We start from the raw sequence: 23495 nt of genomic DNA, 5'->3' as shown, positions 1-23495 counted from the left end.
GTCAGGCGGCGGGCCGGTGGCGGGTCAGGCTCGGGTGAAGACCAGGCTCGCGTTGTGGCCGCCGAAGCCGAAGGCGTTGGCGAGGGCGGCTCCGGTGGTGACGGGGCGGGCGGCGGCGGTGACGAGGTCGAGATCGGCGGCAGGGTCCGGGGTGGTCAAGTTGCGGATGGGCGGGACGAGTTGGTCGTGGAGTGAGTACGCGGTGGCGAGGGCGGCGAGGGCGCCTGCCGCGCCGAACAGGTGGCCGGTCATGGACTTGGTGGCGGTGACGGCGGGGCGGTGCGGGCCGAACACCCGGGCCAGGGTCTCCGCCTCGGTGAGGTCGCCCTTGGGGGTGGAGGTGGCGTGGGCGTGCACCATGCCGATCTGTTCCGGGGAGACGCGGGCCTCGGCGAGCGCGCGGCGGACGGCGCGGCTCTGGCCGTCGGGGTGGCCGGCGGTGATGTGGTGGGCGTCCGAGGTGACGGCGGCTCCGGCGAGCGTCGCGTAGGCGCGTCGGTCCGGGCGCAGTGAGGCGCGTTCCAGGACGAGGACGGCCGCGCCTTCCCCGATGACGAAGCCGTCCCGGTCCAGGTCGAACGGGCGGGAGGCGTGCTCCGGGTCGTGATTGCGCAGCGAGTGCGCGCGGGCCTGGGCGAACCCGGCCAGCGGCAGCGGATGCAGGCAGGCCTCGGTGCCGCCGGCCACGACCACGTCGGCGCGGCCGAGGCGGATCAGGTCCAGGCCGAGCGCGACCGCCTCCGCGCCGGACGCGCAGGCGCTGACGGGGGTGTGGGCGCCCGCCCGGGCGCCGAGGTCGATCGACACCCAGGCGGCCGGGCCGTTCGCCATCAGCATCGGCACGGTGTGCGGCGAGACCTTGCGGACGCCGGAGCGCTCCAGCACGTCGTCCTGGTCCAGCATGGTCACCGCGCCGCCGGTGCCGGTGCCGATCACCACCGCCAGCCGCTCCCCGTCCACCTCCGGCCGGCCCGCGTCCGCCCACGCCTCGCGGGCGGCGATCAGCGCCAACTGCTCGCTGCGGTCGAGCCGTCGGGCCTCCACCCGGTCGAGCACCTCGGACGGTTCGACGGCGAGCTGCCCGGCGATCCGGATCGGCAGCTCGACCGTCCAGTCCCGTTCGATCGCCCGGATGCCGTTCCGGCCGTCCAGCATCGCCTGCCAGGTGGCCGGAGCGGTGCCGCCGAGCGGGGTGGTGGCCCCCAGGCCGGTGACCAGGACGTGGTCGGCGGTGGGGTCGGCGAGGCTGCCGGTGGTGCTGTCGGATTCCCTGCGCACGATGGAACTCCCTTTGTGGTGAGGGCACAACAAGTGCCGCCCCGGCGATCGGCCGGTTCGGTCAGTGACAGCCACTCTGCCAAGCGGTATGCGGGAGTTCGGGTACTGGGCGGCACTGTTTCCCGTCCGGCGACTTTGGAGGGTTCGGACAGGTTGAGCTGACGGTCCGTCGGGAAAGCGTCGGCGCCCCCGGGCGGTTGTCGGCGTCCGCGGGCGGTCGGCGGGCGGTGTACGGGCCGGGCGGTCAGGGGAGCAGCGTGCGGGCCTGGGCGAGGAGGGCGGCGAGGGCCAGTTCGAAGGCGGCGTCGGTGCGGGACGGGCCGGCGGCGTCGAGGGCGGCGGCGAGCAGCGGGGTGTCGGCGTCGGTGTCCCAGACCGTCGTGGGCGCGGCCAGGTCGAGCGCCGAGCCGAGGACGAGGTTCTCGACGGCGGTGAGCAGCGGCATCACGTCGGGCGGCCGGAAGCCGGCCTCGCCCAGCAGGGCGACCGCCCGTTCGTAGTGGACCAGCACCTCGGGCGCGGCGACCTGACTGATGGTCAGCAGCGGGATGGCGCGCGGGTGGGCGGCGAACGCGGCCCGGTAGGAGCGGGCCCAGGCGTCGAGTGCGGCGTCCCACGGGCGCAGGTCGAGGGCGGCCAGGTCCATCGCCCCGGAGACCTGGATGCGCAGGAGTTCGATGATGCCGGTGCGGCCGTCCACGTGGTGGTAGACGGAGGCGGTCTGCACGCCGAGCCGGCGGGCGATCTGCGGGACGCTGAAGTCGCCCTGCTCGTCGACCAGGGCGAGCGCGGTCGCGCCGATCCGTTCGCGGTCGAGCAGGGCCTTGCTGGGCCGTCCCACCGGTGCTCCCGTCCTTGTCGTGCGCGTCGTGGCCGACGCCTTGACCTCGGAAATCGCCGCGGAAATCGGGTCTTCCCAGAGGGTAGTCGGCCGGGCTATGGTGCCGAAACCAACGGAAACCATCAACCTTTAGGTTTATGGTCCCCGGAGCCGGACCCCCACCAGCCGGCCGCCTGAAGGGCTCCCCCCATGACCGAATCCCCCACTGCCGCGCCCACGCTCCGCAGCGGCAGCCTCGGCACCGCCGACATCGCCTTCTTCGTGGTCTCCGCCGCCGCTCCGCTCACCGTGATGGCCGGTGTCGCCCCGCTCGCCCTGCTGATCGGCGGCATCGGCGCCCCCGCCGGCTACCTCGCCGCAGGCATCACGCTGGCCGTCTTCGCGGTCGGCTTCACCGCGATGAGCCGACACGTCCGCAACGCCGGCGGCTTCTACGCCTACATCACCCGCGGCCTCGGCCGGCCCGCCGGCTTCGGCGCCGCGCTGCTCGCCCTGCTCGGCTACCTCGGCATGAACATCGGCGTGTACGGCCTGCTCGGCACCGCCACCCACGACACCGTGAAAGCGCTTACCGGGTACGACGTCCCGTGGCTGCTGCCGGCGCTGCTCGGACTGGTCGTCATCTGGTACGGCGGCTTCCGGTCCATCGACTTTGGTGCGAAGGTGCTCGGCGTCCTGCTGCTCGCCGAGACCGGAATCCTGGCGCTGCTGGCCGCCGCCGTGCTGCTCAAGGGCGGCGCGCACGGCCTGAGCCTGCAGGCGTTCGCGCCCGGGAACGTGCTGACCGGCGGCATGCCCGGCGTCCTCGCGATGGCGTTCGCCGCGTTCACCGGCTTCGAATCCACCGTCATCTACCGCCGCGAGGCCCGGAACCCGGACCGCACCGTCCCGCGCGCCACCTACCTGGCCGTCGCGTTCCTCGGCCTGTTCTACGCCTTCGTGGTGTGGACCGTCATCCAGGCCTACGGCGACGCCGACGTGGTCGCGGCCGCCGCCGCCGACCCCGGCGGGCTGTTCTTCACCGCCATCGACCAGTACGTCGGCGGCTGGGCCGCGGACCTGATGCACGTGCTGATCGTCACCAGCATCCTGGCCTCGCTGCTGGCCTTCCACAACGCCACCAGCCGCTACGGACTCGCCCTCGCCGAGGAGGGCCTGCTGCCCCGCGCACTCGGCCGGATCCACGCCCGCCACCGCTCGCCGTACGTCGCGGGCGTCGCCCAGACCGTCCTCGGACTGCTCGTCGTCCTGGCGTTCGCCGCCGCCGGCGCCGACCCCTACACCCAGCTGCTGCTCTGGGTGAACACCCCCGGCATGCTCTCGCTGGTCGCCCTCCAACTGCTGGCCGCGATCGCCGTCCCCTGCTGGTTCCGCCGCCGCAGCCACGGCGAGGGCGTGCTGCGCACCGTCGTCGCCCCCGTCGTCGCCGCCCTGCTGCTGGCCGCCGCCCTGTGGCTGGTGGTCGACCACATCGAGCTGCTCACCGGCGCGTCCGCCACCGTCAACCGGGTGCTGATCGCGATCGTCCCCGCCGTCTTCGTGGCCGGCGTGCTGTACGCGCTGCGCACCCGCGCCCGGCGCCCGGACGTCTACGCGGCCTTCGCGGCCGAACCGGCGGAGGAACCCTCGGGCGCCGACGCCCCGGTTGCCGATACCTCGGACGTCAACACCTCGGATGCCGATACCTCGGCTCGGCAGCCCGCGGGCGTCGACGTCTCGGCTCGGCAGCCCGCGGGCGTCGACGCCTCGGACGGCGCGCCCGTGACCGTCGTCTGACCCGGAATCAGCGCAGACCTACGCACCGACAGGAGCACACCGTGTCGCCCGACACCATCGTTCTCGCCCGCACCGTCCACACCCTCGACGCCGCGTACCCGGCCGTCACCGCCGTCGCGGTGAAGGACGGGCTGATCACCGCCGTCGGCGACGCCGCCGACGCCCGCGGCTGGGCCGGGCCCGGCACCGAGACCATCGACCTCGGCGACGCCGTGCTGGTCCCCGGCCTGGTCGACGGGCACAGCCACCCGGCGTTCGGGCTCGAACTCGCCGAAGGCGTCGACCTGTCCGACGTCCAGGACCTGGACGGGCTGCGCGCCGCGCTCGCCCGCGCCGAACGCCGCGACGGCTGGGTGCTCGCCTGGAACCTCGACCACAACGTGTTCGGCGACCGGCCCGTGCACCGCGCCCTGATCGAGGACGTGCTCGGCCCCGACGTCCCCGCGTTCATCCGCCTCTACGACGGCCACTCCGCGCTCGCCACCGGCGCCGCGCTGCGCGCCGCCGGCGTCACCGGGCCGCGCAGCTTCGCCCAGCGCGCCACCGTGGTCTGCGACCCCGACGGGACCCCCACCGGCCACCTGATCGAGTTCGCCGCGATGGACCTGGTCGCCTCCGTCATGCCCCGCCGCCCGCTCGCCGAACGCCGGGACACGGTCCACTCGTTGCTGCTCGACATGGCCGCCGGGGGCCTCGCCGGTGCGCACGTGATGGACGCCGGCGGCGACATCCTCGAACTGGTCCGCGCCATCGAGGTCGACCGCCCGCTGCCGCTGCGACTGCGCATCGCCCCCTGGTGCATGCCCGGCGCGAGCGCCGCCGACCTGCGCCAACTCGCCGACCTCCAGGGCGAGTCCGGCCGCAACTGGCTGGTCGGCGGCGTGAAGCTGTTCATGGACGGCACCGTCGAGGGCGGTTCCGCCTGGCTGGAACGCCCCGACTGCCACGGCGAGGGAACGGCCGCCCTCTGGCTCGACCCGGCCGAATACACGGACGTGGTCCGGCAGTTGGACGCGTACGGGGTGCGCACCGCGACCCATGCGATCGGCGACGCGGGCGTGCGGCACGTCCTCGACACCATCGCCGAGCTGCCGTACACCGCCCGGGGTCGGCACCGGATCGAGCACATCGAGACCCTCAGCGACGAACAGGCCGTCCGCTTCGCCGAGTTGGGCGTCCACGCATCCATGCAGCCCACCCACTCCGCGTACACCCGGGCCGACCACACCGACGCCTGGTCCACCCGACTCGGCACCGAACGCGCCGAACGCGCCTGGATCTGCCGCACCCTGCGCGACACCGGCGCGACCCTGGTCCTCGGCTCCGACTGGCCGATCGCCCACCACGACCCGCGCGGCGTCCTCGCCTACGCGCAGCTGCGCCGCCACGCCGGCACCGACATCGCGCCGGTCGCGCCCCACCAGGCGCTCACCGCCCTGATGGCACTGGAGGGTTACACCACCCACGCGGCCCGCGCCGCAGGCGAGTTCGACCACACCGGCCGCATCGTGCCCGGGCTGCGCGCCGACCTCACCGCCTTCGCGCTCGACCCGCTGACCACGCCGGCCGACGAGTTCGCGACCACGGCGGTGCCGCTGACCATGTCCAACGGCGTGGTGACGAACCGTCAGCTCTGATCCGGGTCCGTGGCGTCGGCCCGTTCGAGGTAGGCGTGGAGGGCGGCCGCGCCCGAGAGCAGGGCGCGGCCGCGAGCGGTGAGCCGCTCCTGCCATGCGGCCAGGGTCGGGCGGACGGCATCCGGGTGCCCGGCCGTGCGCAGGCGGCTCAGGATTTCGGCAGTGCGCTCCAACCCGTGGCCGCCGCGCCGGAGTTGCTCGGCGATCGCCAGCTCGCGGACCTGGTCCGGCGTGTACGTCCGGTAACCCGTGCGGGCGTCCCGGCGCGGGGCGACCAGCCCCGCGCGCTCCCAGGCGCGGAGGGTGGCCGGGCGCAGTCCGAGACGGTGGGCGAGCGGGCCGATGTGGGTGAACTCGGCGTCCGCCGTCTCCGGTCGGCCCGGCGGCAGGTGCTCCAGGGCGGTGCGGACCGCGTCCAGGGTGCGGCGGTCCTCGGCGAGGCGGGCGTGGCTCTCGTCGATCAGCCGCAACGCCTCGTCCGGCTCCCCGCCGTTCACGGCGCACAGGATCGCGGTGGCCGCGCGGTGGCCGTGCCCCGGCAGCAACGCCAGGAACGCGCGCAGCGCAGCCGTGTGCCGCTCCCCGTACTGCCGGTACCCGAACGGGGAACGGTCGGCGGGCGGCAGGATGCCCGCCTCCTCGTAGTTGCGCACCGCCTGGGCGGACAGGCCGTGCTCCCGGGCCAGGTCGATCGGCCGCAGTGCCATGGTTGAGACTTTTCTGCTCGATTCTCGGGCTGAGAGCGGAAAAGTTTACACCGTCACTTCAGCGATACGGTGGAAGTCATGACTGTCTCGCCCTCGCTCCGGCGCGCTGCCCGCCCCTTCTCGCCCTCCGCCGTCACCGACCTGCTGCCGCCCGGAATCCGTGTGTTGGCCCTCGGCGAACCCACCCATGGCGTCGAGGCGTTCCTCGACATCCGCAACGAGCTCTTCCGGCACCTGGTCACCGAACACGGCTACCGCTCGATCGCCGTCGAGAGCGACTGCCTGGCGGCGCTCGACGTGGACGCCTACGTGGGCGCCGGAGCGGGTGTTGACGTGGGCGCTGACGTGGGCGGCGGCGTGGGCGGTGCGGGCGGCGAACCCGGACTCGACCGGGTGGTGCGGGAAGGGTTCAGCCACGGCTTCGGGGAGTTCGCCGGGAACCACGAATTGGTGCGCTGGATGCGCGAGTTCAACCTGGGGCTGGGGGAGCGGGAGGAGCGGCTGCGGTTCTACGGAGCGGACGGCCCGCTGGAGATGACGGGTGCGGCGGCGCCCGGGCCCTCGCTGGTCCGGCTGCGGGACTTCCTGGCCGCGCACCTTCCGGCTGAACTCGTGCTGCCGGATCGGGAGTTGCGGCGGCTGTGCGGGCCGGACGAACGGTGGACCGAGCCGGCGGCGGCGTTCGAGCCCGAGCGGTCGGTCGGGCGGTCGGCGGAGGCCGGTCAACTTCGGCTGATCGCCGACGAGTTGGTGACGCTGCTGGCGACGCACGGGCCGCAGTTCGCGGCCGAGGCGGACCCCGAGGGCCACTGGCGGGCGCAGCTGGCCGCGCGGACCGCGACCGGGCTGCTGCGCTACCACGCGGCGATGGCGGACACCGGGCCGGACCGGCTCAACTCCCTGATGCGGCAACGAAGTTTGATGATGGCCGACAACCTCGACGCGATCACCCGGCGCGAAGCGCGGCGAGGCCCCACGCTGATCTTCGCCCACAACCGCCACCTCCAGCGCGAGGCCGTCCACATCCCGCTCGGCACCCACGACCTCCGCTGGTGGAGCACCGCTTCCCTCCTCGCCACCCGCCTCGGCGGCGGCTACACCTTCATCGCCACCACCTTCGGCCACCGAGCCCCCGACGACGACCCCGCCCCCGACACCTTCGAAGGCCACCTCGCCACCCTCCCCGAGCCCCGCACCGTCCTCGACCCCCGCCTCCTGGCCGCAACACCGGCCGGCCGCGCGAAGCCCCGAGTGCCGGCGGACCACACATACTTCGGGCTCGATCCGGAGGCATTGCGGTCGGTGGACGGCGTGGTGTTCGTACGGGAGATCGCCCGGCAGGCGGGGCCGTTCGGCGGTGGGTGAATCGGTCCTGCCCGGCGGGAGGGGCAGCGACTGCGGGGCTGCGGAACCCGGCCGGCCGATCGTTCCTGCGGCGGGCTTGATCCCCTGGGAGCGGGAGGCGCCGGGTGGGTGGGTGACACGAGCCCGTCCGGCGGCTACCGGCCCAACTGCCCTGGGCCGACCGGCCACCGCTGGCCAGTTGTGACGTCCGGTCGCTGCCGCCGCGAACCCGGCACTCCCGGTGGCGGACGTGCTGCGCCTGATGCCGGGCCAGGACGAAGCGACGACCCAGTAGCCCGCGCACCTGGGGGCGGGGCCCCGGCCGGCGGATCGCCAGACCGTAGGCTGCGGCGCATGCACCACAGCACGCTGACCGAATACGCCCGGTGTCTCTACGGAGACGAGTACCGCCCGACACCGGCATGCGATCGGGGATGCGACGAGCGCCAGTTCGTCGAGGAGCTGACATTCGCGGACGCCGACGCGATCCTCCCGATGCTGCGTGAGCTCAGCCCGCAGCTGGTCGACGGCAACCTCCCGGTATGGATCCGCAACCTCGCCTACCGGCTGGTGCTGCTCCAACGGCCCGACGAGCCCGATCTCCTGCGGGAGGCCTCGCAGAGCTTGTTGTGCCACGGTCCGGACTGGGACGACATCGCGGGCGGGCTCATGCGGCGGGCCGAGGTCCTGGAAAGCCGGATGTCCGAGCGGACTCGTCACGACATGAGCACCGATGATCGTTAGTTCCCCGATGGGCTGGCCGGGGCGCCCGCTCCTTGAGCAGCCCGTTGTGTTTCTCGGTTCCGAGCGGGAGGCTGCCGTGGCGGCCCGCGACCTGGGTGCGTTCCGCTGCCGGTCGGCCGGTCGGCCGGTGGGCTCGGGCCGGGGGAGGTTGCCGTGGGCCGACTGCGGCGCGGGCGGGCGGCGCGGTCTCGGGTGAACTGCTGGCTGTCGCCGAGAAGTTCAGGCCGGAGCGGCGGCGGTCGGTCGCCCGGGTGATCGAGGAGGCGGCCGTAGCGTTTTCCGAGTTCGAGGAGACCGTCGGGAAGCTCTGTTGCTGACCGCCCCGTCGCGGGCTCCGCGGGCGGTCAGTGGTGGCGCGGGCTCGGCGGGGTGAGCAGGCGGGTGGCCAACTGGCGGGCGGCGGAGGGGTCGTGGGCCGGGCGGGGGAACGGGATTCGCGGGCCCTGGAGGCGCTTGTCGGGGATGGAGCGGGAGAGTGCGGTCGTCCAGTCGGGGCGGTCCAGGACGACCACGTGGGCCTCGTGGTGGGCGTCGTCGTCCTTGTCGTCGTCGTACGGGGCCAGGTGCATGCGCAACCGGGTCTCGTCCAGCCACTCGGCGGTGATGACCTGGCGGCCCCAGGACTCGGCGAACATCGGACGCTTGGACTTGTCTTCGAGCCCCACCAGCAACAGTTGACCCATGAAGTGGTAGCCGCCGTCGTAGTCGCCGAGGCCCACCGCGAGCAGCGGGCTGCTCGGGTGGAACGCCAGCGTGTTGATGTGCTGCTCGCATTTGATCCGGCGCAGCATCCGGGGCCGGTCGCCCGTCTCGAACAGGCCGAGCTTCAGGGCCTCCCCGTACTTGTTGGCGCATGCCACGGCGAGCAGGTGTCGGGCGGGGTCGGCGACAGCGAGGACGGGTTCGCCGAGGGCGGCGAGTTCGGAGACGGCGGACACGGGGGGTCAACTCCGGCGAATCAGTGGGGCGGTGGGGCGGTGGGGCGGTGGGGCGGTGGATCGGTCGGACAGTGGGGCGATGGATCAGCGGGGCGGCGAGCCGATCCAGGTGACGTCCCTGAGGTCGGTGCCGTGGGTGAACCGGAGCGTGAACGGGTCGGATGAGGCGTTCGGCAGGCCGTATGTCTCCACCGCGGTGGCCTCCTGGCCGGGGGCGAGGGACTTGGGGAGGCCCTGGTACTGGCCGCTGCCGAACAGCGGGTAGAGCAGGGTGTCGTTGGAGTCCTTGACGATGAGCAGGCCCGAGCCGTACAGCGACAGTTCGGCGGAGCTGGTGTTGACCACGGTCACCTGGAGCCGGACGAACGTCGCGTCCTGCGGGAGCGGCGAGCCGGGGCTCTTGACCGGCGTGGTGGCGGCCGGCTCGGCCATGGTGACCTTCAGGCCGTCGGAGTACGTGTAGGAACCGCCGAACGACAGGTGCCGGGCCTTCTCGTCCGCCTCCTTCGCCGCGTCCTCCTTCGCCTGCTCGTCCGCCAGGCGCTGCTCCTCGGAGTCGTCGTGCATCCCGACCGTGACGCTCGGCCCCGCGTTGGAGGAGGCCAGATCGGCGACCAGGAGGCCGCCGGTGACGATCGAGGCCAGCAGGGCGACGGCGCCGAGAACGGTGCCGGTGAGAGCCATCGGCCGGTTGGTGGCCTGGCGCTTGCGGGCGAGGCTCAGGCCGATGCAGCCGAAGACCACCGCGAGTACGGCGGGCAGCCAGGCGAACCAGAAGAGGATCAGCGGCAGGCAGAGCACCAGGCTGATGATCCCCAGCACCAGGGCCGCCACCCCGAGGCCGTTCCGCGGCTGCGGGACCGGCGCAGGGTACTGACCCCAGTACGTGCCGTTCGGGGACGGGATGTGGGGCGGGACGTGCGGCGGAACAGCGCCGGGGAACGGACCCGGAACAGGGCCCGACATCGCCGGGTGAATCGGTGGCGCCGCATTCGGATTCGGTACAGCCCACGGGTTGGTGGCAGGTGCCGGCCCGCTGGCGGGCAGGGGCACGGACGGGGGCGCGGTCCACGAGTTCGCCTCGGACGTCGACGCGTCTCCGGACTCGGGCTTGCTCTCGGTCGCAGGCACCGGCGCGTGCGCGGCGTCGGGGCGAGTGGGCGTCGACGCGTCCCCGGAGTTGGAGTCGGGCTCGGGCTCGGGGTCGGAGTTGGACTCAGGCCCGGAGTCGGACTCGGACCCGGGCTTGCTCTCGGTCGCGGACGCCGGCGCGTGCGCGGTGTCGGGACGGCCGGGCTCGGTGGCGGGGCGAGTGGGCGTCGACGCGTCCTCGGGCGTGGCCGCAGGCTCGGGCTCGGGGCGGTCGGGCGGGACGGGGACGGTCATGCGGCACCTTGGGGCGTCGGGACGGCGATGATCGGCGCGGCGATCGCGGGCAGGAAACGTCTCCTGCGTCGCAGTCGGGATGCGAACCGATGTTCGTATCGTCCCATGGGCGGAAAGGTGTGCTGAGGGAGGGTCAGACCGGACCGACATAGGTGTGGACCACCGCGGGCTGCCCGGCGGTCGTCAGCCAGTCTCCCGGGGCGGTGCCGACCAGCCGCCAGCCGGCGCGCTCGTACAGCGCGATTGCACCGGCGGCACCGGACTCGACCTCCAGCACCGGCCGCCGCCCGTCCTCGGCGGCCGCCCGCGCCGCCCGGGCCAGCAGCGTGGCGGCCAGACCGCCCCGCCGGGCCGGGACGTCGACGAACAGCCGGGCCACCGCGCCGAGTTGTTCCTCCGGGTGGCCGACGGAAGCCGCCAGTGCAGGGCCGGTGCGGGTGAGGGCCACGTGGCCGACCACGGCCGACCCGTCGACGGCGACCCACACGCCGAGCAACTCCCTTGGGGTCAGCCAGCGTTCCGGTTCGGCCGGCCAGGCCGCCGGATACCCGTCCGCCCGGTGGACGGCCGCCAACGTCCGGACGCAGGCAGGCAGATCGTCGTCGTGTCGCGGGCGGATCACCGGTTCGGCCATGGCCCGATCATGGCACGCGCAGGTCCGCCCGCCTCATGTGGTGCAGGAGAGCAGCCGGCCGTCACCGGGCCGCGTCGCCGAACGGTGCCGCAGGCGATCGACGGACGGTCAACTCGGCGTCCTCGTCGGCAGGATGGACGGTGGTAGTGGTCGACGTCCGGCGCGGCTCCCGACCGGTCGGTGCGGAACGTCCGGCGGGGAACGCCCGGCGGGGAACACCCGGCGGGGAGCGCCGGCGCGGCGTGCCGCCGGCCGGGTCGCGGCGGTCGTCCGGCACCGCGGGAGCCGGGTCGCCGACCTCGGCGAAGGGGCGGTCGGCGAGGACGCGGTCGATGCGGAAGCGGCTGGTCACGGCGGTGATCCCGGCAGCGCGCCCGGAGTGGGAATCTTCGTGGGGGAACAGAAGTTGGGATCTTCGACCGGCGGACAGTCGGACGGGGCCGGACGATCGGACAAACGGGGGAACGGCGATGGCGTACCAGGGCGACACGGTGCAGGGTGATACGGCGCAGGGTGATACGGCGCACGGTGATGCGGTGCAGGGCACCGTGGCGGCGGGATTCGAAGGTGTGCGGGACGAATTCGCCGCCGTGCTGGGCGAGATGCACGAGTCGCCGGAGGCGCAGCTGGTGGTGCGGGTCGGCGGTCGGCAGGTGGTCGACCTGTGGGCCGGGGGCGGGACGGACGCGGACACCCTGATGAGCGTGTTCTCCATCACGAAGGGCGCGGCGCACCTGGTGGCGGCGCTGCTGGTGCAGGACGGCGTGCTCGACCTGGACCGCGAAGTGGCCTCGTACTGGCCGGAGTTCGGTGTCCACGGCAAGGACCGGCTGACGCTGCGCGAGCTGCTCGCGCACCGCTCGGGGGTGCCCGGGGCGGACGGCGGCTTCACCGACGAGGAGTTGGCGGACGACCGGGTGATCGCGGCCCGTTTGGCGGGCCAACGGCCGTTCTGGGAGCCGGGATCGGCGTACGGCTACCACGCGTTCGTGATCGGTGCGCTCACCGGCGAGGTGATCCGGCGGGTGACCGGCCGGTCGATCCAGCAGATCTTCGAGGAGCGGATCCGCGCCCCGTACGGGCTGGACTTCTACCTGGGCCTGCCCGAGGAGTTGGAGGCGCGCCGGGCGCAGACGCTGCCGCTGCGGCCGACGCCGGAGCAGGCCGAGCGGCTCGCGGCCCGGAAGGACGACCCGACCAGCATCCTCGCCGTCGCCGGCAACCGGAACGGGGCGACCCCGACCGAGCTGGTGGCATTCGCCAACAACCGCACCGTGCGGGCCCTCGGGCCGACGTCGACCGGCGGTGTCGGCACGGCCCGCGGTGTGGCGGGCTTGTATGCGGCGGCGATCGGGGAGGTGGCCGGCCGGGCGGCGCTGCTGAAGCCGGAGACCATCGCCGAGTTCGCCCGCCCGCAGTTCCGCGGCACCGACGTGATCACCGGCAACGAGGACGTCTTCGGCCTCGGCTTCGAGGAACTCACCGCCCGGTTCCGCCCGTTGGGCCCGGACGCGTTCGGCCACAGCGGCGCGACCGGCTCCCTCGGCTTCGCCGACCCCGGCAGCGACCTGGCATACGCGTACACCCGTCGCCGCTTCGGTTTCCCGTCCCGCTACGGCGCCGGCCCGGAGAACCACCGCCTGATCGCGGCCGTTTACGACGCGCTCCGGGCGTCCTGACCTGGCGTCGACGCAGAGCGCCTGACCCGGTGTCGACGCAGAGCGTCCAGGCCCGCCGTCGACACAGTGCGTCCTGATCCGCCGTCGGCGCAGACAGCAGGCCGGCTTCCGTGGGGGTGGGAGCCGGCCTGCTGCGCGTGGGGGGTGTGGGTGGGTCAGTGCTGGCGGGTCTCGACCTGGACGGCGGGCTCCAGCGGGGAGGCGATGTCCTGCGGCTTGCTGCGGGAGGCCCAGTCGCGGATGCCCATCACCACCATGACGAAGAAGATGGCGTAGACGATGCCCGAGAAGTACAGCTCCGAGTGGATGGCCAGCGGCACGCCGACCAGGTCGACGGCCAGCCAGACGAACCAGAACTCGATGTAGCGGCGGGCCTGGCTGTACATGGCGAGGATCGAACCGATGAAGATCCAGGCGTCGGCGAGGATCATCCACCAGGGCGCGCCCGGGTAGAACGAGGCGTCCTTCCAGTTGAGCAGCGCGCCGAACGCGCAGGTGCCGAGCACCATCGCGGCTATCAGGGCGATGCGTTCGGTCCAACTCGCCCAGCGGACCTGGATGGTGCCTTCCTTCTCACGGCTGCGCTTCCAGGTGGCCCAGCCCCAGCTGGCCGACACGATGATCACGACCTGCCGGGCGGCGTTGCCGCCGAGGTGCACGTTCAGGCTGGCGATCAGCAGGAAGACCGAGCCGAGGATCTGCACCGGCCAGGCCACCAGGGACCGGCGCAGCGCCAGCCAGACGGTGGCGAGCGCCAGGATGTTGCCCAGGAAGTCGGACCAGTAGACGGGGAGCCCGAAAAAGCTGAACTGGTCGTTCAGCCAGTGGAATGCGCTCATTACTCACACCTTTGTTCGTTCGGAGCGAGGCGGGGGAGGAGCGGCCGGCCCCGCTACGGGGGAAGCGGGGGCGGGGCCGGCCGGGCACGCGGGCGTTGGGCGCAGACGAGGGTGTGGGGGTGGGGGTGCGTGCCGTGCAGGGGGAGGGGAGGGGACGGTCGGCCCCGCGGGGGAAGCGGGGGTGCGGGGCCGACCGGGCTTGTGGGAACCCGAAATCCGACGGATCGTCAGGCGGTGGCTACGGCCAGCACGTTGCGGCCGTGCGCCGAGTCCAGCAGCGCCTCCGAGCGGCGGACGTCCGCCCGGGCGGCGAGCAGTAGCTCGTCCACCGAGGCGAACCTGACGGTGTCCCGGATCCGGGCGACGAACCAGAGCGACACGCGTTCGCCGTACAGGTCGTCGGAGGTGTCGTGGCAGTACACCTCGGTGTGGATCCGCGGGCCGTCCTCGAAGGTCGGGTTGGTGCCGATGCTGATCGTCGCGCGGTGCACGGCGCCGGTGGCCGGGCGGGTCAGCCAGCCGCTGTAGACGGCGGGCTGCGGGACGTCCGAACCGGGGTCGGGGGAGATGTTGGCGGTGGGGAAGCCCAGCCCCCGGCCCCGCCCGGCACCGTGAACGACGGTGCCGGACAGGCAGGTCGGAGAGGTGTCAGGCATGGGGGGACAGCTCGCGGAACTGGCTGGTGTGGAACACCAGCGGCTCCACGCCGGGGAACAGCTCGGAGGTGAGCAGCTCCATCAGGACGATCTCGTGGTCGCCGCCGTCGTACACCGCGCCGACCCGGGCGGTCAGCCACAGCGCGGCGCCCTCGATCAGCACCGCGCCGTCCTCCGTCGCCTGCCAGTCGGTGCCCTCGAAGCGGTCGCCCGCCCGCGAGGCCAGCCGGCGGCAGAGCGAGCCCTGGCCGTGGCTGAGCACGCTCAGCCCGAGCACCGGCAGGTCGGCGAGGCGCGGCCAGGTGGTCGAGGTGCGGGCCACGCTGACCGCGATCATCGGCGGCTCCAGCGAGATCGACACGAACGAGCTCGCCGCGAACCCGTCCGGTGCGCCCTCGCGCAGTCCGCCGATCGCGACCACGCCGGTGGGGTACGCCCCGAAGGCCTGGCGCAGCGCGTCGGCGCTCAAGTCACCGGCTGTGGTGGGGTGGTGGGCGGGAATGGCCATGGCCGTCGCCGTCCTCTCGTCGCGAATGGCGTGGGTGGGTGGATCAGTGGCGGTACCGGGCGGCCGGGTGGCTGGCCGGCAGCGCCCGGTCGTCGGCGCCGGTCAGGCGCTCGCGCAGCGACTCGCCCGCCGCGTACTCGCCGCGGAACACGCCGCGCTTGCGCAGGATCGGCAGCACCGATTCGACGAACTCGACGGTGGAGTGCGGCTGCACGGGCGGCGAGAGCAGGAAGCCGTCCAGGTCCGCGCCCTCGGCGAGCGCGCAGATCTCGTCCGCGATCTCCTCGGCGGTGCCGACCACCGGGCGGGCGCCGACGCCGTGGGTGTGCCAGTCGGCGAGCACGTCGCCGACGGTCTTGTCCGCGAACCGGGCGACCTGGGTCTGCGACATCTCGGTGGACAGTGCGCTCATCGGGGTGTCCGGCGAGTAGGAGGACAGGTCCAGGCCGGTGAACATCGCGTACGAGGCCACGGTGACCTCCGGGCGCTGCGCGTCCAGGATCTGCTGCCAGCGGCGCTCGGCGTCCTGGGTGGTCGCGCCGACCACGCAGGAGAACGCCGACATGATCTTGACCTGGTCGGCGGAGCGGCCGGCCTTCACCGCCTCCTCGCGGATCGCCCGGGTGTGGCCCGCCAGCTGCGCGACGCTGCCGCTGCCGACGAACATGCACTCGCCGTGCCGCCCGCCTACCCGGCGGCCCGCCGGGGACGCGCCGGCCTGGAACAGCACCGGGGTGCCCTGCGGGGAACGGGCCGTGTTGCCGTAGCCGTGCGAGCGGAAGTACGGGCCCTCGTGCTCGACCAGGTGCACCTTCGACGGGTCGGCGAACCGGCCCGCCTTGTCCTTCTCCAGGGAGTCCGGCTCCCAGGAGCCCTCCCAGTACTTGTAGACCAGGTCGAGGAAGTCCTCGGCCATCGCGTACCGGTCGTCGTGCGCCACCATGTCCATTCCGAACGCCTTCACGGCGGTGTCGGCGGTGCCGGTGGTGACGATGTTCCAGCCCAGTCGGCCGCCGGACAGCTGGTCCAGGGTGGCCAGGCGGCGGGCGAACGCGTACGGCGGCTCCACCAGCACCGAGCCGGTCACCACCAGGCCCAGGTCGGTGGTCGAGGCGAGCAGCGCCGAGGCGATCACGAACGGGTCCAGGCGCGGCAGGTCGAGGGTCTCCTCGGTGGCGATCGGCGGGCGCACCCCGTCGATCTCCGACCAGCCCCAGGCGTCGGCCAGGAACAGGAAGTCCAGCTTGGCGTCCTCGCAGAGCTGCGCGACCTCGCGCCAGTAGCCGAGCGTGTCGAACAGGTGCCGACGGCTCTCGGGGTGGCGCCAGGTGGCGGTGCCGCTCGCGTTGGTCTGGGCGTTCTCGAACAGGCCGAGCTTGAGGCTGCGCATGGGTGTTCTCCGTTGAACTGGTGGTGCGGGGGAGCCGACGATTCGTCAGGATCTTCCGACGTAGGGCGAGTTGACGCACGTGCCGCCAAGGGGCGGCGACGGGCGAGGAGTTGGGCTGGGGGTGGTCAGGAACCGTCCGGGGCGGGGGAGTCGAGCTGCGCCGCGGTCGGCATGGAGGACTGGGCGCCGAGCCCGGTGACGGCCAACGAGGCCGCCCGGACGGCGCGTTCGGCGGCGACGAGCAGGTCGGTGCCGCGGGCGAGGGAGTCGGCGAGCGCCCCGCAGAAGGTGTCGCCGGCGCCGACGGTGTCGACGGCGTCCACCGCCGGCGCGGGCAGGTGGACGGCCGGTCGGCCCGACTGCTTGACCAGCGCCCCGTCCGCGCCGAGCGTCACCACCACGGCGCCGCACGGCAGTTCGGTGCGCTCCAGCAGGTCGCGGGCGCCGTCCGGGCCGGCCGGCCGGTCGACGTCGAGCAGGGTGGCGAGTTCGCCCAGGTTGGGGACCAGGACGTCCACCGCCGCCAGCACCTCGGGTGCGACCGGGCGGGCCGGCGCCGGGTTGAGGACGACCGTGCCGCCCTGCTCCCGGGCCCGCAGCACCGCCGCGGCGACCACCTCCGCCGCGATCTCGTGCTGCACCAGCAACACCTCGCCCGGACCCGCCAGTCGGTCCGGCAGGTCGTCGACGGTGAGCGCGGCGTTGGCGCCCGGGTTGACCACGATGGTGTTCTCGCCCGCGTGGTCGACGACCACGGAGGCGATGCCCGTGCTGGCGTCCTCGGCCGGAAGCACCGCCGCGACGTCCACGCCCTCGGCGGCCAGCGCCCGCAGGATCGCCTCCGCGTCCGCCCCCACCCGGGCCACCAGCCGTACGCGCGAACCGAGTCGGGCGGCCGCCACGGCCTGGTTGGCGCCCTTGCCGCCGACGCCCTCGACGAAGCCGTCCGCGAGCACGGTCTCGCCGGGTCGCGGCAGGCCGTGAACGGTCAGCACAAGATCGCGGTTGACCGAACCGACGACGGTGATGGACGGCATCTGCGCTCCTCGGGAGCTCCTTGGGAGATCGATTTCCCACACTCTGGCCCACCCCTCGCCGACCGTCAAGTACCCTCGTGCTGCGCATTCCGCCAGCTCGGACATACCGGTCCGCGGCCGCCCGATCCGAGACCGCGCCGACACCGTTCCGACACCGAACCCGCGCCGGCGCCGCAACCAACACCGTTACCGACGACGCCTCCTGGCGCCCTTCCCGACCGCGGAGGACCCCCACGTGACAGCGCCCCGACTCCTCGACGTGGCCGCAGCCGCCGGCGTCTCCCGCGCGACCGCCTCACGCGTCCTGGCCGGCACCCCGCGCAACGTCGACCCCGAACTCGCCCGCCGCGTCGAGGACGCCGCCCGCGAACTCGGCTACCGCACCAACCACTCCGCGAGGGCGCTGCGCACCGGCACCACCGGCACGATCGGCGTCGTCGTCCCCTCGCTCGCCAACCCCTACTTCGTCCAACTCGCCGACGCCATCGCCCAACAGGTCCGCGCCGCCGGCGGACAACTGGTCGTCTCCGACGCCGCGAACTCGGTGCAGATCGAGGCCGAACAGATCGAGACGCTGCTCGGCGGACGGGTCGACGGGCTGGTCGTCGTCCCCGTCTCCGCCGCAGCCTCCGGCCCCGCCGTCCGGGCCGCCGCCGAACGTGCGCCCGTCATCCTGTTCGACCGCTGGGCGAGCGACTCCGGGACGGTCGCCGTCACCCTCGACAACGCCGCCGCGATGCGGCTGCTCCTCGACCACCTCGACGGCCTTGGCCGCCACCGGATCGCCCTGGTCGCCGCCGACCAGGCCTCCTCCTCCGGCGCGGAACGCCTCGCCGCGTTCACCGCCGCGCGCGGGGACGGCGCCGCCACCGTTCTGCTCCCCAGCTTCACCACCGACGCCGGCCGCACCGCCGGGCGGCGGATCGCCGCGCAGCGCGACGAGATCGACGCCGTCGTCTGCGGGGCGGACGTCCTCGCGGTGGGCCTGGTCTCCACCCTGCAACGCTCGGCGGTGTCCGTCCCCGGCGAGATCGCCGTCACCGGCTTCGACGACACCGAGATACTCGAACTCCTCGACCCGCCGATCACCTCCATCCGCCACCCGCTCACCGCGATGGCCGAACGCGCCCTGACACTCCTTCAGGCCACCGCCAGGGAACGGGCGGAGAACGTGGAGCGCTTCGCCCCGCAACTGGTGGTCCGGGCCTCGACGGACGCGAGGGCCTGACGGCGCGCCAAGCGGCCCGGGAATCTGAGTACCCGTACTCAGGTGGGCCCCGCCGGCGCCGGACAAGACTGTTCGGACACGACGGGTCATCCGGGCCCGGCCGAAACAGAGGGGGACACATCATGAGGCGCGCGAGTTTCGCCTGGGCGGCCGCAGCGGCGGCGCTGGTGGTGGCGGCAGGGCCGGCGGTCGCCGAGCAGAGCGGGGGCGCGGAGCACGGGATGCCGGGGACGGGCCAGATCCTGCCGCACCCCGGGCCCGACGGGCTGATCTGGATCCCGGACTGGATCGGTGACGGCGGGGCGGTCACCGGCGGTGCGTCGGCCTACGGTCCGCCCGTCACCGTCACGGTCGGCTGCCAGGGCGGCAGCGGCGGGGCCGGCGAGGTGCACGTCAGCTACCGGGCCTCCTACGGCGACGCCACCCCGGTGGAGTTCACCGTCGCCTGCCCGGCCGACGCCGTCGGCCGCGGCTCGGCGGTGGTGACGGCCGAACAGGGCCGCTCCTTCTCCGTGGGGGTGACCGCCTCCGCCCCCGACGTGCACTGGGGACTGACGGTCACTCAGCCCGACTTCTGACCGGTGCGCCGCGCCCGCTTCGGCCGTCGCGCCCGCTTCGGCCGTCGCGCCCGCGACGGCCGACGCATCCTGCGGGCCGCGACGCCGCACGGGAGCGCGGCGAGCCACAGATACAGACCCGCGGCGGGCGAGACGGTCCAGGCGACCGCCGCGGTCGCCGCGGCGATCAGGATCGTCCCGGCGTGGTCCGTCGCCATGCCGCGGGCGACCCGCCGGGGGATCGGGGAGGCCCGCAGCCCGGCGTGCCGCAGGATCCTGACGAACAGCAGCAGGTACATCAGGTTGGCCGCGGCGATCGTGGCGGCGTAGAACGTCACCGCCTCCGGCTCGTGCCCCCCGTAGTCGGACAGCAGCGTCGTCGGGAACGGCAGCAGCGCCACCGCGCCGAGACCCGCCAGCGTCAGCCGGATGGCCGCGTCGTCGATCCGCGCGACGAACTGGAAGATCCGCCGGTGGTCCCGCCACAGCGAGGCGATGACGGCGAAGCTCAGGCCGTACGTGCCGAGGCGGGGCCACACGTCGTGGAGGGCGTGCGCGAACCCCGCGTGCTCCAGATCGGCCGGCACGGAGAGGTTCAGCACCAGCAGCGTCAAGGCGATCGCGTAGACGCCGTCGGACAGCGCGACCAGGCGGGCCGGCGAGCCGCTCGCCTCCTCGGACTCCGCGGCCGCGTAGCTGTCGGTGTCACCCTCCGCCGCCATGGCGTCACTCTAGGCCCTCTCCTCCGGATCTCGCCGGGCGCGCGCCGCCGGACCGGCCCGCCCCCGGCCCGCCCCGGCCCGATCGGGCGTCAGGTCGTCGCCGGGCCCCGGAAGCGGTTCATCTGGGCCTGGATCTGAAGCCAGGTCGGGTCCCCGGGTCCGGTCTCGGTGATCGTGGCGAGGTCGTCGTCCGTCCAGCTGCTGGTGCCGTCGGTGAGGGCCAGGTGGTCCTCCAACTCGCCGTCCAGCGGCGCGTCCTCCGTCCCCGCGAGGAACACCGCGACGTCGTTGTTCGGTTCGAGGGCGGGAGCGGCGGGCCGCACCGACAGCAGGACGAGTCCGCCGTCGTCACGGGCCACCAGCAGGGAGCCGTCGGCGGTGGCGGCCAGGGCGGAGATCGGGAGGGCGTCGGGGGAGGCGTGCTCGGTGGCCTCCTCGGACTCGACGTCGAGTTCGAGGAGCGAGCCGGTGGGCGTGCCGATCCACAGCACGCCGGGCCGGGCGTCCCAGGCGAGGTTCTCGCGCGGCCACTCGACGGACCGGTCCTCGTCGAGCGTCGTCGACAGGACGCTCCGCAGCGACGGGAACGCGAAGACCTCCAGCATGTCGACGTACGCGTTGCCGCGGATCACGAAGTGCCGCCCGTCGGCGCTGAACAGCGGGGCGCGGTAGCCGTCGACGTCCAGGATCAGCGCCTGCCGCTGCACCCGCATGGCCGTGTCGCCGGGCCGGGCGAACAGGCAGTGGGTGGCGCCCTGGTCGCTGGTCAGGGTGGCGACCAGCTCGCCGGACGGGTGGGCGCCGACGCCGGTGTCCCAGCTCCGGGCGGTGCCGGTGACCTCGCCGGTGGCGGGGTCGAGGACGTCCGAGCTCTCCCACCCGTCCTCGGCGGACGGCGTGGCCCACAGCGAGCCCCCGTCCGGGCTGAACGCCAGTGCCTCGTACTCCGCCCCGGCCGGGGTGCGCACCGGGTCGGACGGCCCGTCGGCGGTCCACCGCAGCAGGGACTCCCCGTCCGCCACGACCAGCAGCGGCCGGTGCGGATGCCAGGCCACCGCCTGCGGCCCCGAGTCTCCCCACGGCGTGGTGCCCGGTTCGACGTCGAGCACGGCGAGCTCGCGCAGCCGCCCCTCGGCGCAGTCGAGGACGCGGACGGAGCGGCAGCCGCTCGACGTGCCGACGGCCAGCGGCAGCCGCGGGTGGCAGGTCAGCTGCTCCACCGGAAATTCTTCGTCGCCCGAGAGGCGGGCCAGTACGGCGAGTTCGGTCATGGCGGCAGGCTAGAACCCGCGTACGACAGTCCGGAGGCGGCCGGTACGACAGTCGGCATTCTTGCATGATTTTACTGGAGTGCGTATATTCATGCTGGGCTTCAGGAAGGAATGCCATGGTATTGCGAGTTGCCGTCGCCGGAGCGAGCGGGTACGCGGGCGGCGAGGTGCTGCGCCTGCTGCAAGGGCATCCGGAGGTGGAGATCGGGGCGCTGACCGGCGGCTCCAACGCGGGGCAGCGCTTCGGCGCGCTGCAGCCGCACCTGATCGGACTGGCCGACCGGGTGCTGGAGCCGACGAACGCGCAGACGCTGGCCGGGCACGACATCGTGTTCCTCGGCCTGCCGCACGGCCAGTCCGCCGAGATCGCCGCCCAGCTCGGCGAGGACGTCCTGGTGGTCGACCTCGGGGCCGACCACCGGCTGAGGTCCGCGGCCGACTGGGAGCAGTTCTACGGCTCCCCGCACGCCGGCACCTGGCCCTACGGCCTGCCCGAACTGCCGGGCCACCGCGAGGCGTTGAAGGGCAGCAGGCGGATCGCGGTGCCGGGCTGCTACCCGACCGCCGTCACGCTCGCGATGTTCCCGATGTACGCCGCGGGCCTGGCCGAACCGGAGGCCGTGATCACCGCCGCGTCCGGCACCTCCGGCGCGGGCAAGGCCGCCAGGACGCACCTGCTGGGCAGCGAGGTGATGGGCTCGATGAGCCCGTACGGCGTCGGCGGCGGCCACCGGCACACCCCGGAGATGGCGCAGAACCTCACCCCGCTCGCGGGCGAGCCCGTCACCGTCTCCTTCACCCCCACTCTCGCGCCGATGCCGCGCGGCATCCTCGCCACCTGCTCCGCCAAGGCCAGGCCCGGCACGACGGCCGAGAGCCTGCGCGCCGCGTACGAGAAGGCGTACGGCGACGAGCCGTTCGTCCACCTGCTGCCCGAGGGCCAGTGGCCGCACACCTCGTCCGTCTACGGCTCGAACGCGGCCGTGCTCCAGGTCGTCCTGGACGAGCACGCCGGGCGGATCATCGCGATCAGCGCGATCGACAACCTGGTGAAGGGCACCGCCGGTGGCGCGGTGCAGAGCATGAACATCGCCCTCGGCCTCCCCGAGGAGCTCGGTCTTCCGCTGAACGGAGTCGCACCATGACGGAAACTCGGAACCTCGGCGTCACCGCGGCGAAGGGCTTCCGCGCGGCGGGCGTCACCGCCGGCATCAAGGCGTCCGGCACCCCCGACCTGGCGCTCGTCGTCAACGACGGGCCGCAGCACGCCGCCGCCGGCGTGTTCACCTCCAACCGGGTGCACGCCGCGCCGGTCAAGTGGTCCCGGCAGGTGCTGAAGGACGGCGAGCTGACCGCCGTCGTCCTCAACTCCGGTGGCGCGAACGCCTGCACCGGCCCGGAGGGCTTCCAGGACACCCACGCCACCGCCGAGAAGGTCGCCGCCGAACTCGGCGTCGGCGCGATCGACGTCGCGGTCTGCTCCACCGGCCTGATCGGCGTCCGGCTGCCGATGGACAAGCTGCTGCCCGGCATCGAACAGGCCGTCGAGGCGCTGTCCGCGACCGGCGGCGAGGAAGCCGCGATCGCCATCAAGACCACCGACAGCGTGCACAAGACCGCCCAGGTCACCAGCCCGGCCGGCTGGACGGTCGGCGGCATGGCCAAGGGCGCGGGCATGCTCGCCCCGGGCCTGGCCACCATGCTGGTCGTGCTCACCACCGACGCCGTGGTCGAATCCGCCCAGCTGGACGCCGCGCTGCGCGACGCCACCCGCACCACCTTCGACCGGGTCGACTCCGACGGCTGCATGTCCACCAACGACACGGTGCTGCTGCTCGCCTCCGGCGCCTCCGAACTCGCCCCGGACCAGGCCGAGTTCGCCGAAGCCGTGCGCACCGTCAGCGCCGACCTGGCCCGCCAGCTGATCGGCGACGCCGAGGGCGCGTCCAAGGACATCCGGATCGACGTCGTCAACGCCCTCACCGAGGACGAGGCCGTCGACGTCGCCCGCACCATCTCCCGCAGCAACCTGCTCAAGTGCGCCATCCACGGCGAGGACCCCAACTGGGGCCGGGTGCTGTCCGCGATCGGCACCACCTCCGCCGCCTTCGACCCGGACCAGCTGGACGTCGCCATCAACGGCGTCTGGGTGTGCCGGGGCGGCGGCGTCGGCGAGGACCGCGACCTGGTCTCCATGAAGGGCCGCGAGGTCGTCATCACCGCCGACCTGAAGGCCGGCCGGGCCGCCGCCAGCCTCTGGACCAACGACCTGACCGCCGAATACGTGCACGAGAACAGCGCCTACTCCAGCTGACCCGGGGGG

23 protein-coding genes are annotated in these 23495 nt (G+C 73.5%); 9 read left to right on the top strand and 14 right to left on the bottom strand.

What is annotated here, in order from left to right:
- Positions 1–24 precede the first annotated feature (24 nt).
- Together ACIQF6_RS29645 and ACIQF6_RS29640 are read right to left on the bottom strand one after the other, a co-directional pair.
- On the bottom strand, positions 25–1278 hold the full coding sequence (locus ACIQF6_RS29645; protein ID WP_400900424.1) for a beta-ketoacyl-[acyl-carrier-protein] synthase family protein: 1254 nt from the start codon (positions 1276–1278) through the stop codon (positions 25–27).
- Positions 1279–1522: 244 nt separating this feature from the next.
- The gene (locus ACIQF6_RS29640; RefSeq protein WP_400900422.1) at positions 1523–2119 is read right to left on the bottom strand and encodes a TetR/AcrR family transcriptional regulator; all 597 of its coding nucleotides are present in this window, start codon (positions 2117–2119) and stop codon (positions 1523–1525) included.
- A 189-nt stretch (positions 2120–2308) separates the two neighbouring features.
- Between ACIQF6_RS29640 and ACIQF6_RS29635 the strand changes: the two genes are divergently transcribed.
- Positions 2309–3895 carry an APC family permease gene (locus ACIQF6_RS29635; protein WP_400900420.1) on the top strand — a complete coding sequence of 529 codons (1587 nt, stop codon included), beginning with the start codon at positions 2309–2311 and terminating at the stop codon, positions 3893–3895.
- 41 nt (positions 3896–3936) lie between these two features.
- Positions 3937–5532: an amidohydrolase gene (locus tag ACIQF6_RS29630; RefSeq protein WP_400900418.1), complete on the top strand. Its 1596-nt coding sequence runs from the start codon at positions 3937–3939 to the stop codon at positions 5530–5532.
- Here the strand turns inward: ACIQF6_RS29630 and ACIQF6_RS29625 are convergent.
- Positions 5523–6239, bottom strand: coding sequence for a MerR family transcriptional regulator (locus tag ACIQF6_RS29625; protein WP_400900416.1), 717 nt, complete (start codon positions 6237–6239; stop codon positions 5523–5525). The genes ACIQF6_RS29630 and ACIQF6_RS29625 overlap by 10 nt on opposite strands.
- 78 nt (positions 6240–6317) lie before the next feature.
- On the opposite strand from ACIQF6_RS29625, the gene ACIQF6_RS29620 reads away from it, so the two are divergent.
- Both ACIQF6_RS29620 and ACIQF6_RS29615 read left to right on the top strand, forming a co-directional pair.
- Positions 6318–7604: an erythromycin esterase family protein gene (locus ACIQF6_RS29620; RefSeq protein ID WP_400900414.1), complete on the top strand. Its 1287-nt coding sequence runs from the start codon at positions 6318–6320 to the stop codon at positions 7602–7604.
- 333 nt (positions 7605–7937) lie between these two features.
- Positions 7938–8327 (top strand): hypothetical protein, encoded by a 390-nt coding sequence (locus tag ACIQF6_RS29615; RefSeq protein WP_400900412.1) that lies wholly within the window; start codon positions 7938–7940, stop codon positions 8325–8327.
- A 344-nt stretch (positions 8328–8671) separates the two neighbouring features.
- Here ACIQF6_RS29615 and ACIQF6_RS29610 read toward each other — a convergent pair whose 3' ends face one another.
- The 4 genes from ACIQF6_RS29610 to ACIQF6_RS29595 all read right to left on the bottom strand — a co-directional run bounded on the left by ACIQF6_RS29610 (position 8672) and on the right by ACIQF6_RS29595 (position 11637).
- Positions 8672–9265, bottom strand: a complete 594-nt coding sequence (locus ACIQF6_RS29610) for a hypothetical protein (protein WP_400900410.1) — start codon at positions 9263–9265, stop codon at positions 8672–8674.
- A gap of 84 nt (positions 9266–9349) precedes the next feature.
- Positions 9350–10231, bottom strand: a complete 882-nt coding sequence (locus ACIQF6_RS29605) for a DUF4190 domain-containing protein (protein WP_400900408.1) — start codon at positions 10229–10231, stop codon at positions 9350–9352.
- 553 nt (positions 10232–10784) lie between these two features.
- Positions 10785–11285, bottom strand: coding sequence for a GNAT family N-acetyltransferase (locus ACIQF6_RS29600; RefSeq protein WP_400900406.1), 501 nt, complete (start codon positions 11283–11285; stop codon positions 10785–10787).
- 61 nt (positions 11286–11346) lie between these two features.
- A complete protein-coding gene (locus tag ACIQF6_RS29595; RefSeq protein ID WP_400900404.1) occupies positions 11347–11637 on the bottom strand; it encodes a hypothetical protein in 291 nt (96 codons plus the stop codon).
- Positions 11638–11755: 118 nt separating this feature from the next.
- Here ACIQF6_RS29595 and ACIQF6_RS29590 point away from each other — a divergent pair, with 118 nt between their 5' ends.
- Positions 11756–12964, top strand: coding sequence for a serine hydrolase domain-containing protein (locus tag ACIQF6_RS29590; RefSeq protein WP_400900402.1), 1209 nt, complete (start codon positions 11756–11758; stop codon positions 12962–12964).
- 155 nt (positions 12965–13119) lie between these two features.
- On the opposite strand, the gene ACIQF6_RS29585 is transcribed toward ACIQF6_RS29590, so the two are convergent.
- The 5 genes from ACIQF6_RS29585 to ACIQF6_RS29565 all read right to left on the bottom strand — a co-directional run bounded on the left by ACIQF6_RS29585 (position 13120) and on the right by ACIQF6_RS29565 (position 17394).
- Positions 13120–13803 carry a nicotinamide riboside transporter PnuC gene (locus tag ACIQF6_RS29585; RefSeq protein ID WP_400900400.1) on the bottom strand — a complete coding sequence of 228 codons (684 nt, stop codon included), beginning with the start codon at positions 13801–13803 and terminating at the stop codon, positions 13120–13122.
- A 227-nt stretch (positions 13804–14030) separates the two neighbouring features.
- On the bottom strand, positions 14031–14459 hold the full coding sequence (locus ACIQF6_RS29580; protein ID WP_400900398.1) for a riboflavin kinase: 429 nt from the start codon (positions 14457–14459) through the stop codon (positions 14031–14033).
- Positions 14452–14967, bottom strand: coding sequence for a flavin reductase family protein (locus tag ACIQF6_RS29575; protein WP_400900396.1), 516 nt, complete (start codon positions 14965–14967; stop codon positions 14452–14454). Before ACIQF6_RS29575 ends, ACIQF6_RS29580 begins: the two co-directional genes overlap by 8 nt.
- Before the next feature lie 43 nt (positions 14968–15010).
- The gene (locus ACIQF6_RS29570) at positions 15011–16357 is read right to left on the bottom strand and encodes an NtaA/DmoA family FMN-dependent monooxygenase (protein ID WP_400900394.1); all 1347 of its coding nucleotides are present in this window, start codon (positions 16355–16357) and stop codon (positions 15011–15013) included.
- 125 nt (positions 16358–16482) lie between these two features.
- Positions 16483–17394 (bottom strand): ribokinase, encoded by a 912-nt coding sequence (locus tag ACIQF6_RS29565; protein ID WP_400900392.1) that lies wholly within the window; start codon positions 17392–17394, stop codon positions 16483–16485.
- A gap of 235 nt (positions 17395–17629) precedes the next feature.
- Between ACIQF6_RS29565 and ACIQF6_RS29560 the strand changes: the two genes are divergently transcribed.
- Both ACIQF6_RS29560 and ACIQF6_RS29555 read left to right on the top strand, forming a co-directional pair.
- Positions 17630–18622, top strand: coding sequence for a LacI family DNA-binding transcriptional regulator (locus tag ACIQF6_RS29560; protein WP_400900390.1), 993 nt, complete (start codon positions 17630–17632; stop codon positions 18620–18622).
- Positions 18623–18744: 122 nt separating this feature from the next.
- Positions 18745–19200, top strand: coding sequence for a hypothetical protein (locus ACIQF6_RS29555; protein ID WP_400900388.1), 456 nt, complete (start codon positions 18745–18747; stop codon positions 19198–19200).
- Here ACIQF6_RS29555 and ACIQF6_RS29550 read toward each other — a convergent pair.
- Complete coding sequence (locus ACIQF6_RS29550) at positions 19185–19901, bottom strand: TMEM175 family protein (RefSeq protein WP_400900386.1); 717 nt, start codon at positions 19899–19901, stop codon at positions 19185–19187. The two genes, ACIQF6_RS29555 and ACIQF6_RS29550, sit on opposite strands and share 16 nt — an antisense overlap.
- Before the next feature lie 89 nt (positions 19902–19990).
- A complete protein-coding gene (locus ACIQF6_RS29545; protein WP_400900384.1) occupies positions 19991–21172 on the bottom strand; it encodes a hypothetical protein in 1182 nt (393 codons plus the stop codon).
- 116 nt (positions 21173–21288) lie between these two features.
- Here ACIQF6_RS29545 and argC point away from each other — a divergent pair, with 116 nt between their 5' ends.
- Both argC and argJ read left to right on the top strand, forming a co-directional pair.
- Entirely contained in the window at positions 21289–22317 is a 1029-nt protein-coding gene (gene argC, locus ACIQF6_RS29540; RefSeq protein WP_400900382.1) for an N-acetyl-gamma-glutamyl-phosphate reductase, read from the top strand.
- Entirely contained in the window at positions 22314–23486 is a 1173-nt protein-coding gene (argJ, locus tag ACIQF6_RS29535; RefSeq protein ID WP_400900380.1) for a bifunctional glutamate N-acetyltransferase/amino-acid acetyltransferase ArgJ, read from the top strand. Before argC ends, argJ begins: the two co-directional genes overlap by 4 nt.
- Positions 23487–23495: the final 9 nt, after the last annotated feature.

It is taken from the genome of Kitasatospora sp. NPDC092948 (assembly GCF_044754805.1).
GTDB lineage: Bacteria > Actinomycetota > Actinomycetes > Streptomycetales > Streptomycetaceae > Kitasatospora.
The sequence above is the reverse complement of the archived record's forward strand: the minus strand, read 5'-3'. Positions and strand labels throughout refer to the sequence as shown.

What these genes read in the sequence shown, in the direction of transcription:
- ACIQF6_RS29605 (WP_400900408.1), bottom strand. Translation starts at nt 10,231, where the DNA reads ATGTCGGGCCCTGTTCCGGGTCCGTTCCCCGGCGCTGTTCCGCCGCAC.
- ACIQF6_RS29625 (WP_400900416.1), bottom strand. Translation starts at nt 6,239, where the DNA reads ATGGCACTGCGGCCGATCGACCTGGCCCGGGAGCACGGCCTGTCCGCC.
- ACIQF6_RS29575 (WP_400900396.1), bottom strand. Translation starts at nt 14,967, where the DNA reads ATGGCCATTCCCGCCCACCACCCCACCACAGCCGGTGACTTGAGCGCC.
- ACIQF6_RS29550 (WP_400900386.1), bottom strand. Translation starts at nt 19,901, where the DNA reads ATGGCGGCGGAGGGTGACACCGACAGCTACGCGGCCGCGGAGTCCGAG.
- argC (WP_400900382.1), top strand. Translation starts at nt 21,289, where the DNA reads ATGGTATTGCGAGTTGCCGTCGCCGGAGCGAGCGGGTACGCGGGCGGC.
- ACIQF6_RS29615 (WP_400900412.1), top strand. Translation starts at nt 7,938, where the DNA reads ATGCACCACAGCACGCTGACCGAATACGCCCGGTGTCTCTACGGAGAC.
- ACIQF6_RS29565 (WP_400900392.1), bottom strand. Translation starts at nt 17,394, where the DNA reads ATGCCGTCCATCACCGTCGTCGGTTCGGTCAACCGCGATCTTGTGCTG.
- ACIQF6_RS29585 (WP_400900400.1), bottom strand. Translation starts at nt 13,803, where the DNA reads ATGAGCGCATTCCACTGGCTGAACGACCAGTTCAGCTTTTTCGGGCTC.
- ACIQF6_RS29590 (WP_400900402.1), top strand. Translation starts at nt 11,756, where the DNA reads ATGGCGTACCAGGGCGACACGGTGCAGGGTGATACGGCGCAGGGTGAT.
- ACIQF6_RS29635 (WP_400900420.1), top strand. Translation starts at nt 2,309, where the DNA reads ATGACCGAATCCCCCACTGCCGCGCCCACGCTCCGCAGCGGCAGCCTC.
- ACIQF6_RS29620 (WP_400900414.1), top strand. Translation starts at nt 6,318, where the DNA reads ATGACTGTCTCGCCCTCGCTCCGGCGCGCTGCCCGCCCCTTCTCGCCC.
- ACIQF6_RS29545 (WP_400900384.1), bottom strand. Translation starts at nt 21,172, where the DNA reads ATGACCGAACTCGCCGTACTGGCCCGCCTCTCGGGCGACGAAGAATTT.
- argJ (WP_400900380.1), top strand. Translation starts at nt 22,314, where the DNA reads ATGACGGAAACTCGGAACCTCGGCGTCACCGCGGCGAAGGGCTTCCGC.
- ACIQF6_RS29580 (WP_400900398.1), bottom strand. Translation starts at nt 14,459, where the DNA reads ATGCCTGACACCTCTCCGACCTGCCTGTCCGGCACCGTCGTTCACGGT.
- ACIQF6_RS29600 (WP_400900406.1), bottom strand. Translation starts at nt 11,285, where the DNA reads ATGGCCGAACCGGTGATCCGCCCGCGACACGACGACGATCTGCCTGCC.
- ACIQF6_RS29570 (WP_400900394.1), bottom strand. Translation starts at nt 16,357, where the DNA reads ATGCGCAGCCTCAAGCTCGGCCTGTTCGAGAACGCCCAGACCAACGCG.
- ACIQF6_RS29555 (WP_400900388.1), top strand. Translation starts at nt 18,745, where the DNA reads ATGAGGCGCGCGAGTTTCGCCTGGGCGGCCGCAGCGGCGGCGCTGGTG.